The organism is Prevotella melaninogenica (assembly GCF_003609775.1).
Classification (GTDB): domain Bacteria; phylum Bacteroidota; class Bacteroidia; order Bacteroidales; family Bacteroidaceae; genus Prevotella; species Prevotella melaninogenica_A.
On sequence record NZ_AP018049.1, the window covers coordinates 950,730 to 969,642 of the forward strand.

General features: G+C 39.0%; 14 protein-coding genes, 1 tRNA gene, 1 other RNA gene and 1 pseudogene. 7 read left to right on the plus strand and 10 right to left on the minus strand.

Going from position 1 to position 18,913, the window contains the following annotated elements; translation table 11 throughout:
- Nucleotides 1-271: 271 nt before the first annotated feature.
- Nucleotides 272-2,431, plus strand: a complete 2,160-nt coding sequence (gene nrdD, locus PMEL_RS03830) for an anaerobic ribonucleoside-triphosphate reductase (protein ID WP_120174051.1) — start codon at nucleotides 272-274, stop codon at nucleotides 2,429-2,431.
- 344 nt (nucleotides 2,432-2,775) lie between these two features.
- Here nrdD and PMEL_RS12525 read toward each other — a convergent pair whose 3' ends face one another.
- Genes PMEL_RS12525 through PMEL_RS03845 form a run of 3 tightly spaced genes read right to left on the minus strand, consistent with a single transcriptional unit; the run spans nucleotide 2,776 to nucleotide 7,708 of the window.
- Entirely contained in the window at nucleotides 2,776-5,073 is a 2,298-nt protein-coding gene (locus PMEL_RS12525) for an outer membrane beta-barrel family protein (RefSeq protein ID WP_120174052.1), read from the minus strand.
- Complete coding sequence (locus PMEL_RS03840) at nucleotides 5,070-7,406, minus strand: hypothetical protein (RefSeq protein WP_120174053.1); 2,337 nt, start codon at nucleotides 7,404-7,406, stop codon at nucleotides 5,070-5,072. Before PMEL_RS03840 ends, PMEL_RS12525 begins: the two co-directional genes overlap by 4 nt.
- 59 nt (nucleotides 7,407-7,465) lie before the next feature.
- A complete protein-coding gene (locus PMEL_RS03845; protein ID WP_120174054.1) occupies nucleotides 7,466-7,708 on the minus strand; it encodes a hypothetical protein in 243 nt (80 codons plus the stop codon).
- A 122-nt stretch (nucleotides 7,709-7,830) separates the two neighbouring features.
- On the opposite strand from PMEL_RS03845, the pseudogene PMEL_RS03850 reads away from it, so the two are divergent.
- Nucleotides 7,831-8,132 (plus strand): annotated as a pseudogene (locus PMEL_RS03850) (IS4 family transposase); the annotation flags it as partial.
- 77 nt (nucleotides 8,133-8,209) lie between these two features.
- Here PMEL_RS03850 and PMEL_RS03855 read toward each other — a convergent pair.
- From PMEL_RS03855 to PMEL_RS03885, 7 genes are all read right to left on the minus strand, one after another.
- Nucleotides 8,210-8,422, minus strand: a complete 213-nt coding sequence (locus PMEL_RS03855) for a hypothetical protein (RefSeq protein WP_231999357.1) — start codon at nucleotides 8,420-8,422, stop codon at nucleotides 8,210-8,212.
- A 118-nt stretch (nucleotides 8,423-8,540) separates the two neighbouring features.
- Entirely contained in the window at nucleotides 8,541-9,206 is a 666-nt protein-coding gene (locus PMEL_RS03860; RefSeq protein ID WP_120174055.1) for a Crp/Fnr family transcriptional regulator, read from the minus strand.
- A 54-nt stretch (nucleotides 9,207-9,260) separates the two neighbouring features.
- The gene (locus tag PMEL_RS03865) at nucleotides 9,261-10,277 is read right to left on the minus strand and encodes an FAD:protein FMN transferase (RefSeq protein ID WP_120174056.1); all 1,017 of its coding nucleotides are present in this window, start codon (nucleotides 10,275-10,277) and stop codon (nucleotides 9,261-9,263) included.
- Between the two features lie 151 nt (nucleotides 10,278-10,428).
- Entirely contained in the window at nucleotides 10,429-11,121 is a 693-nt protein-coding gene (locus PMEL_RS03870) for a DUF6048 family protein (protein WP_120174057.1), read from the minus strand.
- A complete protein-coding gene (locus PMEL_RS03875; RefSeq protein WP_120174058.1) occupies nucleotides 11,075-11,578 on the minus strand; it encodes a DUF6452 family protein in 504 nt (167 codons plus the stop codon). The genes PMEL_RS03870 and PMEL_RS03875 overlap by 47 nt, the downstream gene beginning before the upstream one ends.
- Before the next feature lie 142 nt (nucleotides 11,579-11,720).
- Nucleotides 11,721-12,674, minus strand: a complete 954-nt coding sequence (locus PMEL_RS03880; protein ID WP_120174059.1) for a glycosyltransferase family 2 protein — start codon at nucleotides 12,672-12,674, stop codon at nucleotides 11,721-11,723.
- 52 nt (nucleotides 12,675-12,726) lie between these two features.
- Nucleotides 12,727-13,266, minus strand: a complete 540-nt coding sequence (locus tag PMEL_RS03885; RefSeq protein ID WP_120174060.1) for a DUF4199 domain-containing protein — start codon at nucleotides 13,264-13,266, stop codon at nucleotides 12,727-12,729.
- A gap of 158 nt (nucleotides 13,267-13,424) precedes the next feature.
- On the opposite strand from PMEL_RS03885, the gene ffs reads away from it, so the two are divergent.
- The 5 genes from ffs (at nucleotide 13,425) to PMEL_RS03910 (ending at nucleotide 18,897) form a co-directional block, all read left to right on the plus strand.
- Nucleotides 13,425-13,521, plus strand: an RNA gene (gene ffs, locus PMEL_RS03890) — signal recognition particle sRNA small type.
- Nucleotides 13,522-13,525: 4 nt separating this feature from the next.
- Nucleotides 13,526-13,599: transfer RNA gene (locus PMEL_RS03895), tRNA-Thr, on the plus strand.
- Nucleotides 13,600-14,123: 524 nt separating this feature from the next.
- A complete protein-coding gene (locus tag PMEL_RS03900) occupies nucleotides 14,124-14,486 on the plus strand; it encodes a BlaI/MecI/CopY family transcriptional regulator (RefSeq protein ID WP_120174061.1) in 363 nt (120 codons plus the stop codon).
- Between the two features lie 56 nt (nucleotides 14,487-14,542).
- Nucleotides 14,543-15,883, plus strand: coding sequence for a M56 family metallopeptidase (locus PMEL_RS03905; protein ID WP_120174062.1), 1,341 nt, complete (start codon nucleotides 14,543-14,545; stop codon nucleotides 15,881-15,883).
- A 95-nt stretch (nucleotides 15,884-15,978) separates the two neighbouring features.
- On the plus strand, nucleotides 15,979-18,897 hold the full coding sequence (locus PMEL_RS03910; protein ID WP_120174626.1) for a hypothetical protein: 2,919 nt from the start codon (nucleotides 15,979-15,981) through the stop codon (nucleotides 18,895-18,897).
- The last annotated feature ends 16 nt before the right edge of the window (nucleotides 18,898-18,913 follow it).

Sequence of the window (18,913 nt, forward strand, 5' to 3'; positions counted from 1 at the left end):
TCAACACCTTATGCCACCAACGTTTCACAATTAAAAGCACAGATAATTAGTAATTTATCCAATATTTTTTAGCTCAATTATTCTTTGCCAAATGAATAGTTTTATATAAATTTGCATCAGAAAGTTTATCAAAATGGAAAACTTTATAAACAACAAATTAAAAAAAGTTATCCAAAACTGAAAACTTTTGCTTTACTTTAGTGTATTAGAATCACACTCTCTAAAAATAATATCGTAAGAAAATTAAACTCCTAAAAATATTAATTCAACAATGGAAATAAAGAATTTTACAATCACAAAACGTGATGGGTCAAAGGATCGATTCTCCCTCGACAAAATTATGAATGCAATCCTCAAGGCATTCGAAAGTGTCAACGAGCCTACCGACTTGGGTACATTATCAAAAATCATTGCTAACTTGAATATCCAAAACGACATCAAGGTAGAGGATATTCAAAATCAGGTAGAGTTAGCACTTATGAAAGAAGGATATTATCATGTAGCAAAGAGTTTCATTGTCTATCGCCAGCAGCACACAGAAGATCGTGAGACACTTGAAAAGATGAAATTCCTCTCAGACTATTGTGTAGCCTCTAACGCAGCAACGGGCTCAAAATTTGATGCTAACGCCAATGTTGAACACAAGAATATTGCTACCCTTATCGGCGAACTTCCAAAGCAAGGCTTTATTCGTCTCAACCGTAGACTACTTGTTGATCGTATTAAGAAAATGTATGGTAAAGACTTGGCTGATGAATACATCGACCTCCTTAACCACCATTTTATATATAAGAATGATGAGACTAACCTCGCAAACTATTGCGCTTCAATCACCATGTATCCTTGGCTGATTGGCGGTACAACCTCTATTGGAGGCAACTCTACAGCACCAACCAATCTTAAGAGTTTCTGTGGAGGATTTATCAACATGGTATTCATGGTTTCTTCTATGCTTGCTGGTGCCTGCGCAACACCAGAGTTCCTTATGTATATGAATTACTTTATACAAAAAGAATATGGTGAAGACTACTGGAAGCGTGCTAATGAAGTAGTTGATCTCAGCCTTAGAAAACGTTCAATAGACAAGGTAATTACTGATTATTTTGAGCAAATAGTCTATTCGCTCAACCAGCCTACAGGTGCTCGCAACTATCAAGCTGTATTCTGGAACATATCATATTACGACCGACCATACTTCGAGTCTCTCTTTGGAAACTTCTATTTCCCAGATGGTTCACAGCCTGACTGGGAGAGTCTTTCTTGGTTACAAAAACGCTTTATGACTTGGTTCAATCAAGAGCGTCTGAAGACTGTTCTCACTTTCCCTGTTGAAACAATGGCATTATTAGCCGAGGATGGTGATTGTAAGGATAAGGAATGGGGTGACTTTACTGCTAAGATGTATTCTGAAGGACATAGTTTCTTCACATATATGAGCAATAATGCTGACTCACTCAGTTCATGCTGCCGTCTGCGTAACGAGATTCAAGACAATGGTTTCTCTTATACGCTCGGTGCTGGTGGCGTCTCAACAGGCTCGAAGAGTGTATTGACTATCAATCTCAACCGCTGTATTCAGTATGCAGTCAATAATAACCTTGATTATAAGGAGTATCTAACCCACATCATCGAATTGTGCCATAAGGTTCAATTAGCATACAATGAAAACCTTAAGGAGTTGCTGCGTAATCACATGTTACCACTCTTTGATGCTGGATATATTAACATTGACCGCCAATACCTCACAATTGGTATCAATGGTCTTGTAGAAGCAGCAGAGTTCATGGGACTTGACATCACACCTAATGAGGAGTATAAGAAGTTTGTACAGACCGTACTTGGATTGATAGAAACACAGAATAAGGCCTTCCGTACAAAGGAAGCTATGTTCAACTGCGAGATGATTCCTGCAGAGAATGTAGGTGTAAAGCATGCTAAATGGGACTCCGAAGATGGGTATTTTGTTCCACGCAGCTGCTATAACAGCTATTTCTATCGCGTTGAGGATAACTCGCTGACAATTCTCGACAAGTTCAAACTGCACGGAGCACCTTATATAGAACACCTAACGGGTGGTTCTGCTCTTCACATGAACCTTGAGGAGCACCTCTCTGAAACACAGTATCGACAGTTGCTGCGTGTAGCTGCACAAGAGGGGTGTAACTACTTCACATTCAACATTCCTAACACGGTATGCAACGACTGTGGTCATATTGACAAACGATATATACACGAATGTCCACATTGCCAGTCTAAAAATGTTGATTACCTCACCCGTATCATCGGCTACATGAAACGTGTTAGCAACTTCTCAGCACCTCGCCAAGAAGAAGCACACCGCCGTTTCTATGCTGGAGAAGATAAATATACAGTTAAGACCACAAAGGAGAAATTATATAAGGAAGTGATTACTGAAACCAAGAACGCATAACAGACATTATAGTAAAAACGCTTTAACTTACGAATAGGATTGACAGACTTCACGTCTAATACCTTAGAATCATTTACGGACACACGCTTATGTGTGTCCGTATTTGTTTAAATTCCTCTTCATAGATTTCATACTGCAACATTCAAAAATAAATCCAGGTATCCACAAAACCACTTATTTGACACACAACACTGTTAAAAAACTCACCCTAAAATGGGATGAGGTATATGGACACACTGCATAACTTCAGTTAGTCATGTGTTAAAAGTCAATGGATATGAGAACGACAAGCAAAAGGAAATGAGAAAAGGCCCGTGCTTTAAGGGGGGGATTTCAGTTATTTACTATTTCTGGTTTCTTGGATTCCCATCTATGATGATGTCATCGTTTGATATGCTCTTCGATGTGCGTTTCACCTTATCATGCAGCTTTCCTATACGCAGGCTGACGTTTATACCGAAGCTGCGATAGTCACGTCTTACATTCGTAAAGCGATTTGTAAAGTCGGCAGTTTCGGTAAGCTGTTCTATACGCAAATCATTTTGGAACAGATTATTTCCATAGACGGTCACCGTCAGCCTGTCGTCTTTCAAGAAAGAACGAATCAGCATAAGACGGTACATCATGGAGCCTTCGGTATACCCTTGCAGATTTAAGCTTCGGCTGTTCAGCGAACAACCTGCCACCATTCTCAACCTCCACGGTAGGTTCTTCTGTAAATTGACCGAAAGACTGCTTGAATATCCATTATTATGCTGTCCCAGCTGTGAACTTTTAAGATTGGTATATGCTCCGTTTGCATTGACATTCAAGGTGGCGCTCCCAGAGAGTGCCCACCGGATGTAAAGGTTCAGATAAACATTACTTCTCTTGAGCAGATTGCCATACGTGGAGATAAGGGTGGCATCTTCTCCTGTTATTATATTGTCGGTCAGGGAGACAGGATTACCCCAATAGGAGTAGCCGATGATGCCACGATCCTGTAAGTCGAGTCCTGCCGTCATGTTTATTCCAAAGCGCCGGGCAAACGAGTTGAACGAGAGGCTCAGGTTATGCGAGGATGATGTGGTCAGGTCAGGGTTTCCTGTCTTGATGACTGTAGGATTCGTCCGGTCTACATAGGGATTCAGATTCCAGATGTTGGGGCGTGATATGCGCATGGCATAAGAGAACGTGAGCATCCGTGTCTCCCCTATACGGTAGCCGATTGACAAGGAAGGGACCACGTTATCGAATTGCGCACCGAAACTTTCATAACGCGTCAGGAGGTTATCTTCAGGATAGCTTACTTTCTGCGAAGAATGCTCATAACGCAATCCCATCTTTCCTGATATTTGCTTGTGCTGTATGGCATATTCCGCATATGCGGATGAAATGTCGGTCTTCTGCCTGTAAGAAAGAGACGGACTCTGGTCTTCCGCAAAAGGTTCTTCCGTACCTGCCGTTCTTGTAGCTTCGACATTGTCACTCTTATGGTTGCGATGGATGTATTTAGCCCCCACACTCCATGTATGCTTTCCACCTCTGGTTACGGTATAGTCTATCTGACTGGTATGTTCGTCCATATGCAGATCGGACGTGGTACACAGGTCCTTGAAACTTAAATCCGGTGTCTGGCCTTTTTGCCAGTAATAAAGGCTGGAGGACATAACGGTGGAAGGTACTGCTGAAAAGCGATACGACAGCGTTATGACACCGCCATGTCTGCCAAACGTGTGCTGGTAATCGATTCCTGCGTACAGGCTATTAATTCGATTGCGTGACGCATGCTCATTATCGAAGCTGTATCTATGCCCACCATTGCCGTCGTACATATCAGTGTGCATGTCCGTCCGGCTTTTCCCTGTGTAGTTCTCTACTCCTGCCGTCATACTGATCAAGTGGCGGCTGTCAAACTCATAGCTGCCGCCCAATTCCATGAAATGGGCGGGTGCCTTGACCTGATAATCAGAGTAGGAGTGCATCTGTCCTGCTGCCGACAGCGTTTTACCTGTGCGTTCCGTCTCCTGCCATGCCTTGGGTGGTTTGGAATAGCTTACTCCGTCCGTGAATGAAAAAGTTAATTTCCCGACCTTAGCCAGTCCTGACACGTTTGCACTTTGTGCTATATTCATTACTCCCACGCCCAGACTGACGTTGTAGCCTTCCAGCTTCGAACTGCCTAACGTAATGATGTTGAGTATCCCTGCCACGCCCTCCGCATCATATTTGGCACCGGGATTCGTAATGACTTCTATCTTCCTGACGGTCGAAGCGGGGATGGTCCTCATCATCTCCGTGGGCTTGTTGCTCATCATGGTGTTTGGCTTTCCGTTCACATATACCTTAAAATCAGTACTGCCCTTTACTTTCACGACATCATTCCCCTCTACCGTAACCATAGGCACCTTCCGCAGCATTTCCAACAGCGTCATGCTCCTGCTGTCGGGATCATCGGCTGCATGATAGATTATCCTATCGAGCTCTGCCTTTATCAGCGGACGTGAGGCACTGACCTGTACCTCCTTCAGATGTACGATAGAGTCTCTCATCTGACTGAGGGTGTCATTGCGAGTCTGTGCAGAGGCACCCCCCGTACTGGCTATGTACAGCAGCATGAATATCAGCCCTACTGTCCGGCTTTCAAATATTCTCGTCTTCATTCTTCCATGGTTTTTGATACATGAAACTCAAAAGTGTTACTGCCTAATAGTCCCAGACCATCGGTACCCTCCACGACTCCTATAAACTGCGTATTGATGTCAGATGTCCAAAATGGCACGATGGCATCTCCGTTCTTGTCAGTCAGAACAGAGGGACTCCATAGCAATGTATTCCGCGCATCGGGTAGCGAGGACAGCATCTCCACGGAATCGGGCGTATAGAACTCGCGTTGGCCATAGTAGCCCTTGACACGCGTGATGTTATTCATACGGAGCAATTCCTCATCGGTGTAGATAGGACCCTCATACTTTATGTCCTCGACATCTTTGACGATCCATATTCCCTGTGTATTAGGTTCGTATTTTATAATCCGATACATCTTTCCGATAACGGGTTTCCTCCGAACATTTAAAGTATCTCTACTATGTTGAGCACATTGGACAGGTGCTCTTTCATCTCCCATTAAGTGGGAATATCCCTCTTTGTAGTTTTCTAAAAAGCCGTGTTTGCAGACCCATGGGCCTAAATTTATATTTACCAGGCTATCCAGCCTCCCCATGAACTTATCCCTGAAGGGAATCCTGCGCTTCCTGGTGACAAGTACCTCGTTCAGCAGCACTGTCCCTGTCTGGGTTGTGACAAGCTCCGCGTCTTTCTTTTCTTTCTCGACATTGTTCAAATAAGATTGGTATGATTTTTTCGACTTCCTTATGGAGTCTATCAGTACCGTACCATCCGAGAGCGTCAGATGTGGCTTGAACTCTTTTCCCAGAAGTGGCTTGATATAGACATATCCACCCCGAAGTGTATTCATGACAGACACGGGAACAGAGAAGTTGCCCACGGAATCGGTCCATAGGAACTGACTATCCCCGGAAGGTCCGAACACCTGAATCACCTGCTCACCTCCGTTGGTGGTATTTCTTTTCATCTTACGACTTCCCACGGTTTCTCTTCCGATGATGCTGTCACATAGGAATGGTTTCCCATGATAGTCCTTCCGACTTTCCTGCCAGGTATACCGCCGCCACCCTTGCGTAAGAAGCAACAGGTCCAAAGCATGCAATCTGTCCGGGTTATTCCGGTCGAAGTAGTAGGCGGGGTGATGAATATTACCACGTATCTGGGTTGAGAGTAAATTATAGGACAGCATCGTTTCCCGGTAGGCTTGGCTCATGTAAGCTTTGTCAAAGATACTCACGCATATTTCTGCCTGTACCGGTTTTCCCTCGGAATCGGTCACATGTATCCTTACTTTACCTTTATCACGGCGTGAATAGACTTCTTTCGACGGACGAGCTGTTATCGCCAGCTGTTTATCAGGCAAGACATAGAACAACCTTTCAGCTACCGGACGCTGCTGCTCATCGTAAAGGGTTGCCTCGGCAATTCCCTGTCCGATAAACTCGCTCGTAGGCAAAGTGATGATGAGGCTATCCCGAAGTATGCCTTTGGCCCGACAACAGGGCACATTACGCATCTGCACAAATAGAGTTATACGACGGGGCATGCTTCCCTTGGGCTGCCTCACCGAGAACACAACATTTTTCCTGTCTGTGTGTTCCAAATGCATTACCATGCCCGAACGGAGAGATGTGGGAAGAGGAAACTCTTGCCCATTGGTTAGTTGTACCGTGTAGCGGATTCCTTCTTGAGGGACGAACGAAAAGAGCCCCATTCCGTCATGATAGCTTTCTATGTCCAATATCCTCGCTCCATTTTCACATAGCCAGCCATTCAAGGGGGCAGGCATACCTTGGTTGTCTGTTGTCTTAAATGCAACATAGTTTTTTATACCCTGAACCAGATAGCCCCCCTCTGGATACAAGCCAAGTCTGATGTTATCTCTCTGCTGTATAGCTTTCGTGTCTTGTGGTTTCTGTTTGTCGATTCGGTCAACAACCCATATTTTTTGAGGAAAGATGGCTTCTGTGCTGTCTGCATAGAACGAAGACTGAGTATATCCTTCCACCCGGTATTCCCCAGTATTCCATTTCTCCCCGATGAAAACGTGTCCCTCAGCCCGCCCACCGGAAATCGGATATTTCTCATTCCACACAAGACTGTCGGTGGAATCATAGATTCTCAGAAAGAGAGTCCGGCTCCTATTCGACAGTGTTAAAAAGGAGCGGTCGAACAGCCATGCTTTGAACCACATATCTTCACCTGTCTCATAGACTCCCTTGCTAAAGAGCATGTATGGCTGGTCCTGAGGCAGTACCGAATGGATTACCTCCAAGTCTTGTGCAGTATCCGGTTGATTCTGACCGAATACAGTTAGGAAGAACGGACCAAACAGGAGAAATACTCCAAGATTTCTACAGGTTCTCATAGGATGCTTCTTACAATTATGAAGCAGGGAGGGCGAACGCACCCCCTGCTAAAATAAGATTACTTGTATGGATCGCATTCACGATACTCCACTGCGAACACACAGATTCCAGGACCATTCAGACATTTTCCGCTTGCAGAACAGTCTGAGCCTTGAACACACTCTGCATTCACCTCGGTCGTACTTACAAGATCATCCAGGCTAATTCCTGAATAAGACTTTACCTTCCCATTTAGGGTAGCTAAGGATATTGCCACTATTGAACAGAATGCAATACCAAGACTTAGAAGTTTTTTCTTCATAATTAATTGTCTAAAGTTTCCCATCATAATAAATAGATAGAGAAATAACAGTTTATCGAATTTTCTTTGTAAATTAGTAATCGCTAAACAACTGATTTTAAAGACAAGACAACAAAATTATTATGGAAGCAAAAATAAAGAAAATAAGTGAGTTATCCAAACGTTTGAGTGTTAAAACTCGAGTAAGTGATGATTTATTTCATCTTTTTGGCAAGTTTAGCATCGGTCACCTGTTATCTCGCCTGTCATTACAGATGACACCATGCTTAGGAAGAGTGGCGTGAGAAAGGAAGATATCAGTCGTGTTTTCGACAATATAAAAGACAGGTGCGTATTGAGCTACAAACTGCTATTTCGTGCATTCTTTGACAGCAAGACAACTATACCCTGTGATTTTTCACTGCATCAAGAAAAGGGGAAAAGGGAAACTAAGCAGTAGCTCGGATTAGGAGATTTTCAAGCTTGCTACTTTAATAGCCAGATAGTCGATGCAACGCAGTGTTACCTTATATATACTGTCATGTTTTGGAAAAGAGATTCACAGAATATCAAACCATGGAAGAACTCTTTTCGGATATGGAGGTTCAGAGCATTTATGTTACGATTCAATTTGATAATCTCGGCATACTGCTGGCTGACAGTTTCACGCAACAATCGCATCTCTTCCTTCATGTCTTGTAATACTTTTGATATGTCCGTAACTTGCTCTTTCATAGGTATAAAGGTACAAAGAAAATCTGAAATACGCAAGAAAAATGAACATCTTTATAGTCTTTATACGAAGATTTTAGAGGAAAAAAATATAACCAGGTTAATACCGCTGAATAGTTACTTATCCCCTTAAAGCTTCTAACTGTGGAACTGTAATAACTCCCCTACTCATTGTCAGCAGCCCATCACGTTGTAAAGCGTTAAGCATACGAGAAACATTTAGACGGCTTTGATGTAATTCTTGAGCAAGATCTTCCATCCTTATTTTCAAAACCTTATGACCAGCTTGTGTGAGACAACGAAGACGAAGAAAGTTAATAAATTGTTGACGAATATCACTGGGTTGTTGCCTCCACGGAATATGACTCATTCGCTGTGCCTGCATGGAAATACTATTAAGAAGATTAAGTCGGAATATCAGATAATAATCAAGTAGCCGTAAGACCTCTGACTTATCCAACGATAGCAGGCTACAATCTGTCTGTGCGATAAAATCTTTTGTATAACGCTGCATAAGTCCAAAGAGGTGTTCTGGCTGAATCACAGCCGGCGCAGACATTTCTTCTTCTATACGATACCGATAGTTATCTGCATGACTAACTACGCGAAGTGTACCACTCATAAGGAAAAAAAGTTGTGTACATTTATCTTCAGTGCTCACAAGCGGTTTATCAGCTACCAACTTATGAAAACCAAACTTCGTTTGCCCCACAATATCAGACAATTCATCCGTACTAATACCGATGAAGAGTGGCAGTTCAAGAAGTTTATCGTAGAGCTGAAGCATAACATATAAAAATATTATATAGCCGCCTTTTTAAAAAGAAAGCGGCTATATAGTTTATTCTACTATCTTGCCTTCCATCGAAGCACTATACCATACACGTAAATTACCTTTCGCATCAGAATAAATGAAGTATGCCATCAACTCTGGATGACGATCAAGTAGTTTACGTGCTTTCTCGATACCCATTACCATAAACGAGGTTGCATAAGCATCTGCTGTAGCACAATTATTTGCTAAGACTGTTGCAGAAAGAAGTGAATGCTGCACAGGATAACCTGTTTTAGGGTCAATAGTATGAGCATATTTCTTTCCACCCTTGTAATAGAAATTACGGTAGTTACCACTCGTTGCCATTGCCTTATCTGTAACATTCAAAACCGTCTGTATCTCTTGATTAACCTTCACACTATCATCCGTTGGCTTTGTTACGCCTATCTTCCAAGGCAGTCGCTGCTCACTATTTCCCATCGTAACAATCTCACCACCAATCTCAACCATGAAGTTTTTAATACCATTACGACGTAAGAAACGTGCAACAATATCTGAGCCATAACCTTTAGCTATAGCGGAACAATCGAGCATAACGCGTTTATCTGTCTTTTGAATTGTATTACCAACAAGCTTTACTTTATTATATCCTACAACTTGACGTAAGCTATCTATTGCTTGCTTAGAAGGATGTTGCCCCGTCTTAAAACCAAAGCCCCACATATTGACCATTGGAGCAACTGTGATATCAAAAGCACCATCAGTTTCCTTTGAGATTGTTTCAGCAAGTGTAAATACCTCTCTAAACATTTCATTCACTTTCACCGGCTTGTTTTGATTAATCTGTGAAATCAACGAATTAGCTTCAAAAGTTGAGAAAGTCTGATTTACCTTCATCAACTCTGCCTCAATCTGCGGCTGAAGGTCTTCATTACTTTGATAGGTAATATTATAAACTGTACCAAAGATAAATCCCTTATTATGCTGATAAGGCATTGAGTGCTGACAACGGACAATAGCTATTGAACCGATAATCAACACAAGAAGAAAAGGTATTTGCCAATATAGTTTTTTCTTATTCATATAATATTTTAATTTATTAAGAGTTAAGAGTAAGTTAGAATCAGAAGATATTAGTATTTACAATTGGGACGCTCAAGTAATACGTCCGTAAGTTATAACTATTAAAAGGTACTACAACAAGTATCTCTCTATCTTCTAAACAACTATCTCATTATAGTTCAAAGAGTACATTAAAGGTTGCTCCAAGTTGTGACGAACCGCCACGACCATATCCAGGAACATACCAAGCTTCACCTATTTCGCCCATCTTATGAGCTATGCGGAGTTTGTACCGAACGCTCCATCCCATACGAATAGGTCCTAAAATCTTTGCATCAACACTGCCAACGAGTTCTGCCCATAGTTGACTTCCTTTATTACCAATAGCACCATAAGAGCTTTGTGTTCCCCAAATAGGATCAGCAAGTCCAGGACTAAGAACATCATACTTGAACGAAGTATAGCCTACTCTACCACCCACTAAAAAGCGATAATCGTCATGCTTATTCTTAAGCATATTGAAGTCACAGCCTACTCGTCCATAAGGTGCACTCGTCTTAAAGTTTGTTCCAGTTGTTTCATCAGTCTTATCAGCCTGTCCTACACCTGCTTCAACGACAGGAAAGTATCTATCCTTAATATTTACACGCAGCAAAGCTTCATACTGACCGTATGACGCAAGCCAACGCATAGCTGGTCCGACGAGATCTGTACCCACTGCCACTCCCTTAAAGAAAGGGATGCTATCCTCCTTCATCTTTGACAAAGAAGGTTGGCGTTGCGCATTAGCTGTAGCTGGATACAGCAGGAATAATGCATTAAGGATTAGTAAAAGTGATAAGTATATGTTCTTTCGTACCATCATAATCAACGTTAGGATTATTGATTTCAACCTGACTCACACGTGTACCCTTTGCCGATACGGCCGTAAGGGTATGAAAGAATGTTGGCGGACAGTCAACACTCTCAAAATGACTAATATTCGTTTTTGATACTGTAACTGTATCAACTGTTGTTACCCCCGCCTTACTTGTGAAGACAAAGCGCAACTTGTCACTATCTCCACTATAGCTCATTGGCAAAGTAAACTTCGTGGTATTAACTTGCTTATTCAGTAACACTGTATCGGTTTTATTCTCACGTATTGCCGAGATAGTAAGTGTGTCGCGTAAGGTATCACCTTGTACAACATAGTTTGCCCATACACCATTAGTCACAGGACAGTCAATGTCTGAACAAGAACCCATCCAAGTTACTCCACCAAGAAGAAGAGTAAACAAGAAGGTTTTACTTACTATATGTCTAATCTTGCTATAGTTCATTTTCCTATTGATTTCTATAAATAAAGCAACGTCCGTAGATAATATCTACACAAGTATTTATATCTCCCCCATCAAACATAATGTACAAAGAAACACCTTTATAGCCTTTATCCATCATAGGCTATAGAGGGAGAATATTCCCTTAGAATTCTTTCTCAACCTGATAGTCATTCCTTCGCGGATTACTACGACTAATAAGGTCGCCAATAAAACCAGCAAGGAAGAGCTGTGTACCCAGTACCATCGCAACAAGTGCAATAAAGAAGGATGCATGGTTAGAAAGCAAGTCACCATAAACACCATTCACGAGCATAATAATCTTCTCTACAATCAGCCAAAGGAAGGCTATAAAACCAATGAAGAACATAAACGACCCCATCAATCCAAAGACATGCATTGGTTTCTTACCAAAGTTCGTGAGGAACCAAAGCGTCAACAAGTCAAGATAACCATTGAAGAAACGATTGATACCAAACTTTGACGTACCATACTTACGTGCCTGATGCTGTACGACCTTCTCACCTATGCGTGCAAAACCTGCCTCTTTAGCAAGATAAGGGATATAACGGTGCATCTCACCATACACTTCAATATTCTTCACTACATCACGACGATAGGCTTTCAAACCACAGTTGAAATCATGCAAATTGTGTACACCACTAATCTTACGTGCCGTAGCATTGAAAAGCTTTGTAGGTATAGTCTTCGTCAATGGGTCATAACGTTTCTGCTTATAACCACTGACAAGGTCATACTTCTCCTCCATTATCATACGATAAAGCTCTGGTATCTCGTCAGGAGAATCCTGTAAATCAGCATCCATCGTAATAACAACATCTCCCTGAGCAGCATTAAAGCCACAATAGAGCGCAGGACTCTTACCGTAGTTACGACGGAACTTAATAGCATGAACATGCTCAGCATCCTTATGATGTAACTCTTCAATAACATCCCAGCTCCTGTCTTTAGAGCCGTCATTGACAAAGATAATTTCATACGTGAAACCGTTGGCGTTCATCACGCGCTGAATCCACGCGTGTAATTCTGGTAGACTTTCTTCCTCATTGTAAAGAGGAATAATTACTGATATATCCATATTCTGAATTAGGAGTTTTCAATTAGAGATGAGAAGTTTATTAAATTCAAGTTTATAACGTCTGCCTCTTGACTTTCTTAGACATAATAGCTGCAATAAACAGTGAGCACAAACCACCTAACATTACAGCAGTAACAAAAGTACTTGAAGCCAATGAATATGGCTGAAAAGCCTCTGGCAATGCAGTAATAAACTGGTCGTATGAAACACCTATAGCCGCAAGAGTACTTTTACCCTCATTGGTGGAATAGATATTAGTAACCATCATGACTAATTTCCCATTATCAAGATAGTGCATATAGAGCCATTGCAACAAACTAAAAATAATTGCTGCATTAAAAAACACACGTACACAATAGAAAAGACTACGACGGAAAGAGATAACTCCGTTACGTCCTTCCTCACGAAATATCTTCAGTCGATAAGCAACAAAAAAAGGTGTTGATAGTGAGAGTAGAAAACTAAATTGTGCCAAAACTGGCAGAACGGTTATACCCAACAAGCAAGCGAAACTTGCTGCCCAAATAATAGCAAGATAAATACCATCATAACGAGTATAAGCTGTCAACTGTTTAAAATCTTCATAAATCATGATACAAAAGTACGGATTATTTATTATAAATAATGTAGTACTCCGTCAAATTTATGATTTTTTGTTAAAAACAGAAAAAGTTTTGATTTCTCTTTGCTGGTATTAAATTAATTCTGTATCTTTGCACTCGCTTTAACAGAAATGGTAAAGTATTAGACGGGCAAGTCTCTTACGACCAGCTCCCTTTGAATCCCCCAGGACGGGAACGTAGCAAGGGCAGAAGGTTGTAGCGGTGCGATAGGAATCGCTTGTCCACCCCGCCTCTTTAGCTCAGTTGGCCAGAGCACGTGATTTGTAATCTCGGGGTCGTTGGTTCGAATCCGACAAGAGGCTCGAATTAATAGAATGACTAAGAACACAGAAGAAGGTATGTCGTGAGGCATACCTTTTTGCGTTTTAGGCTATTACATAGTTTATATATTTACAAAGAGAAAACATCTAACAAATTACCATGTGCAGTATGACTATCTTGTCTCACATACAAAAATACAACTATATCACTATGATAATTCTAATTTCTTTTTGCTGTCACATTTAACACTTCTTGTAAATGCACTAAGAATCAGCAATTTAAGAGTAATATTCACATGACAGAAGTGACAGGAGTTCATGTCTCTTAAACAACATGTAGCAGTTATCAATAGTGCTTGTAGCAGTGTTTGCTATCCTTTAAATTCTACAAACTCAATTTAAATAAATATAAAAGAATAATAAATTTACTTTTTTTTCTGCAGAACTCTATCGCAATCTACGAAAAATTAGTAGATTTACGGCGCATTTGAAATATTGCAGTATGTTATTATGTAACAAACAACATTTGTGAAAGTAAAACAAAAAAAAAGCATTATAAATTTTATATGAAAAAATTATCTATTCAAGAAGAAGCAATTATGCAAAAAGTGTGGAAGCTAAAAAAATGTACGGTAACAGAGATTCTAAAGGAACTCCCTGAACCTACACCTCCTTACACCACAGTAGCTTCTGTTATGAGGAATCTTAAACAAAAAGGGTACATATCCCAAGAAAAGCAGGGCATTGCATACAGTTATTTACCAGCCATAGAGGAAGAGGAGTATAAGCATCGTTTTATGAGAGGATTTGTACATGACTACTTCAAAGATTCATTTAAAGAGATGGTATGTTTCTTTGCCAAGGAGGAGGATCTATCGTTTAAAGATTTGGTAGACATTATTCGTGAAATAGAGAAAGGAAAAGAGTAATACTATGATATTATAGCTATCTGTATTAAAGATAATGTATAAAAAATATTTGGATTATGCTTTCATACCTTGTTGAAATAAACATTATTACCATCTTTTTGTATGGTTTTTATCGCCTATTCTTTACTAATGACACTTTCTTTAGCTGGCGAAGATTTATGTTGTTGAATATATACCTTATAGCTTTATTAGTCCCTTTTGCTGATTTTAGTAATTGGATTAGTATTCGCGAGGCTACTCAAAATATGGCTAATACGTATGCAGAAACAGTCTTGTCAGAAGCTCCTGCTCCTCCATCCAAAGTCACGGTGCTGTCATGGAACACTATACTTTTGTGGATATATATGGGTGGTGTTTGTACCTTTCTATTACGCTTTATAATTCAACTCATTGGAATATACAGATTAGCAAAAAAAACAGAGATAAGTATCATTAAAGGGCTTAAGATACACATTATCGAGAAAAATGGGAGCCCCTTTTCTTTCTTCCAGTGGATTTTTGTTAATCGAGAAGTACTGTATGAATCACAACTACAAGAGATATTAATTCACGAACAGTGTCATGTAGAACAGAAGCATTCCATAGATGTAATGCTATCAGAATTATTTACTATCTTATGTTGGTTCAATCCTTTTGCATGGTTGTTAAAAAGAGAAATCAGACTCAATCTTGAATACCTTGCAGATTTTCATGTTGTGCAAGTAGGATATAATCAAAAAAGCTACCAATATCACTTGTTGGGGATGACTTATCATAAAAAGACACCTACTATTCTAAATAATTTCAATGTTTTACTTCTTAAAAAGCGTATAAAAATGATGAACAAACGTAGATCAAGAGCAATAGTAAAGGCAAAATATACCCTTCTTATTCCAGTAATAGCTACACTATTAGTCGTCAAAAATATTGAGAGTGTAGCGCACTCATTAGTATCAAACAAAATTGTAAATAATGAAGTAATTGTACCTGTTAATACAAAAGCATACAATGTACATCAAAAGAAACTAATTTTCACATCAAAGACCTCAAAAGGAAATACTATTAAGAAAGACAAAAAACAAGCACATAAGGTGTCACATGATAGAATAAATACGATTATCGAACAAAAAGCTATAAATAATACTGCTCCGAGTAATGTAATCAAAGATTCTCATGTTGACATAAAAGATTCAGAATTACCAGAGAAGAATAGTACTAATGTGCGTATATATAATGTCTCTTTTGTTATTGATGCAAAGGGTTCAGTTTCGTCCCAGAGTGTAACGCATACAAAAGACACTTTATATAATCAGAAGGATTTACAAGAAATAGAAAGAATGTCAAAAGACAAACCTGATAACACCAAAAATAAGACTATAAAAGCTGTATATAATCTTCCTATTTCTTTTAAGTTATAGTAACTATTATATCGATCCTCTTTAGCCCAATTTACATTGGTCTAAAGAGGTGATTAAAATAATCAAACATACTCTTCTATTATAAAAACATGAATATGAAAAACCTAAAATGGGCACAAGTTGTCTTACTTGCTTTATTAATATTACTACCAAAACAAATATTAGCTTATCAAAAAGCAATATTGCTTCCCCCAACGCGAAATTATACTATTCATGGTCGTATTGTAGACTCTTTTACAAACCTCCCTATATCAAATGTTAAACTAACTTTACTATCAGCAGATAGTACAGTAATAGATACATGTCGCACCTTTATATGGAACGACAAAGCTGTTCATCCCGACTCCTATTTCTATATGCAAAAGAATTTGAGTGAGGGAAAATACATTTTTAAAATAGAACATCCTGATTATTTTACAACTTTTGTCGACAAAGAACTACTATTCAAAAGTAGAAATACAAGCATTGACATGCAAGACATTCCCATCAAGAGAAAAGGAATGGAAAATAAAGAGCATATGTTAGGCGAGATTGTTGTTAAGAGTACAAAAATTAAGATGGTTATGAAGGGTGATACTATTATATATAATGCAGATGCCTTCAATCTCCCTCAGGGAAGTATGCTTGATGCGCTAATCAGACAATTACCAGGCGCTACACTTAATAGTAATGGCGAAATATTCATTAATGGTCGAAAATTAGATTATCTTACACTTAACGGCAAAGATTTCTTCAAGGGAAATAACAAACAATTAATAGACAATTTGCCAAACTATACTGTTAAAAATCTAAAGGTTTTTGAAAAAAGTACTGATAGAAGTCAGGCTATGGGTGTTGATATTGATAAGAAAGACTACATCATGGATATCTCACTAAAGAAAAAATATGAAAAAACTTTTATAGCTAACTTTGATATAGCTGGTGGTACGAACAGCAGGTATGCAACCAAAGCTTTCGGATTATATTTCACTCCACGATTGCAGTTATCTATTTTCTCAAATATTAATAATGTGAATGAAGACCGCAAACCTGGAGAAAAGGGAGATTGGGATCCAACTAAACTACCAAACGGTCAGGTTATACAAAAAACAGTAGGTCTTAACGCTGCTGTTAGCAATGAAAAAAACACATTTGAAAATAATATATCTACAAGTTTCTCGTGGAGAGATACACATAATATCAGTCAAATTATAGCTGAATCTTTCTTAAATGGGGGAAACAACTTTAGTCGTAGCATCTCAGATGTTAAATCCAAGAACTTTATTTATGACTTTCAAAATAATTTAAAGATTTCAAAACCCATTTTCCTAAAATCAACTATAAGATTAAATTACAATAAATTTGATAATTGGGGATCTGTCCGTTCAGCACGCTTCAATGCAGACCCATCACCAATAGGTAGTACAGAAGCAATATTAGATACAATATTTTCCTCTTCCAGAAACAGACTTGTAAATGATTTTGGCGTAAACCGATTGTCTTCTAAAACATATGGATTCGGTCATTCACTTACAACTTTCGCCAATGTTAATGCATATAAACAGTTGCCATCTGGTGATCGTATATCAGCATTGATAGAAGGTGACTATTTAAATACTGCAAATTCAATGTTCAACAATTACCAGTTGAAGTACTTAAAAAGCAATGCTATAAATGATTATCGCAATCGATATGACAACACTCCATCTTATTCCTACAATTATCGTGTAGGACCACAATATACATTCGTGATTCCTAATGGATTTAGACTTTTCACAGGATATCAATATCAGCAAAAAGGAAGTTACCGAAACAACCAAAAATACAGATTAGACAAACTATACAAATGGCAGGAAGAAAATCACGCTCTTGGCAGTTTACCTTCTTCACGTGATTCACTCCTACTCGCATTAGATGCTAACAATAGTTACAAAGGATATTATATAAGTAAACAAAATTCGGTTTCACTCGGATTTGGTTGTTCAAAATCTAAGAATCACAACAATGTTTTTTTCAATACAAACGTGTTTGTTGGTTACAAAAGTGAAAAACTTGACTATCGCAATTCATTGCTAAACACTTCTATCCAACAATATAATTGGGTTTCAGAATTGTCTCTAAATATGGGATTTACAATAAACAAATACAGTTTTTACGGAACTATGACTTCGAAAATGGAAACTCCAAACCTTTACTCAAAAATTACCCGATCTGACAATTCCAATCCTTTAGCTATCTCTTTAGGTAATCCGAATTTGAAAAATAGTAGAAAAACAGATATATCTTTAACCTTTAGTGATAACAACAATAGGCGATTTAAGCTGCCAATGGCATTTATAAATATCAATATTAATCAGAATGCTGTTGCTAATGGATTTACTTACAATCCTACAACGGGTGTATATACATATAAACCACAGAATGTTAAGGGAAACTGGTATGGCAATATTGGATTATATGATACTTTTCCATTAGATAATAAAAACAACTTCACATTAGTAAACGCTATTGTCTATAGTTACAACCACAATGTAGACTTCACAGGAGTAACAGGTCAAACAGAAAGTATGTTGAGTAAAGTGAATAACCATTGGTTAGAGGATAACCTATCGTTAAATTATCAAAAAGGTGGATTGACCTGTAGCTTGGTTGGCGAAATGAAATGGAGATATGCTAATAGCAGACGTGAAAATTTCTCAACTATTCGTACCTTGGATTTTAATTATGGTATGTTAGGTTCATACAAATTTAATTTTGGATTAGAAACAGGTATGGATCTTAAGATGTTTAGCCGCCACGGTTATTCAGATTCTCTTATAAATGCGAATGATTTAATTTGTAACGTATACATTAGTAAGAGTTTCGCTAAAGGGAAACTGGCAGCCAAACTTGAAGGGTACGATATATTTCATCAACTCAAGAACATAAGTTATGAGATAAATGGGCAAGGAAAAACCGAGACAAGATTTAATGCTATTCCAAATTACTTAATGTTGCATCTCATTTATAAAATGAACATAAGTGGGAAAAAATGAAATTAGTCGTTACTTA

Excerpts from the sequence above, each read along its gene's own strand:
- nrdD (WP_120174051.1), top strand. The coding sequence starts at position 272 with ATGGAAATAAAGAATTTTACAATCACAAAACGTGATGGGTCAAAGGAT.
- PMEL_RS12525 (WP_120174052.1), bottom strand. The coding sequence starts at position 5,073 with ATGAAGACGAGAATATTTGAAAGCCGGACAGTAGGGCTGATATTCATG.
- PMEL_RS03840 (WP_120174053.1), bottom strand. The coding sequence starts at position 7,406 with ATGAGAACCTGTAGAAATCTTGGAGTATTTCTCCTGTTTGGTCCGTTC.
- PMEL_RS03845 (WP_120174054.1), bottom strand. The coding sequence starts at position 7,708 with ATGAAGAAAAAACTTCTAAGTCTTGGTATTGCATTCTGTTCAATAGTG.
- PMEL_RS03855 (WP_231999357.1), bottom strand. The coding sequence starts at position 8,422 with ATGAAAGAGCAAGTTACGGACATATCAAAAGTATTACAAGACATGAAG.
- PMEL_RS03860 (WP_120174055.1), bottom strand. The coding sequence starts at position 9,206 with ATGCTTCAGCTCTACGATAAACTTCTTGAACTGCCACTCTTCATCGGT.
- PMEL_RS03865 (WP_120174056.1), bottom strand. The coding sequence starts at position 10,277 with ATGAATAAGAAAAAACTATATTGGCAAATACCTTTTCTTCTTGTGTTG.
- PMEL_RS03870 (WP_120174057.1), bottom strand. The coding sequence starts at position 11,121 with ATGATGGTACGAAAGAACATATACTTATCACTTTTACTAATCCTTAAT.
- PMEL_RS03875 (WP_120174058.1), bottom strand. The coding sequence starts at position 11,578 with ATGAACTATAGCAAGATTAGACATATAGTAAGTAAAACCTTCTTGTTT.
- PMEL_RS03880 (WP_120174059.1), bottom strand. The coding sequence starts at position 12,674 with ATGGATATATCAGTAATTATTCCTCTTTACAATGAGGAAGAAAGTCTA.
- PMEL_RS03885 (WP_120174060.1), bottom strand. The coding sequence starts at position 13,266 with ATGATTTATGAAGATTTTAAACAGTTGACAGCTTATACTCGTTATGAT.
- PMEL_RS03900 (WP_120174061.1), top strand. The coding sequence starts at position 14,124 with ATGAAAAAATTATCTATTCAAGAAGAAGCAATTATGCAAAAAGTGTGG.
- PMEL_RS03905 (WP_120174062.1), top strand. The coding sequence starts at position 14,543 with ATGCTTTCATACCTTGTTGAAATAAACATTATTACCATCTTTTTGTAT.
- PMEL_RS03910 (WP_120174626.1), top strand. The coding sequence starts at position 15,979 with ATGAAAAACCTAAAATGGGCACAAGTTGTCTTACTTGCTTTATTAATA.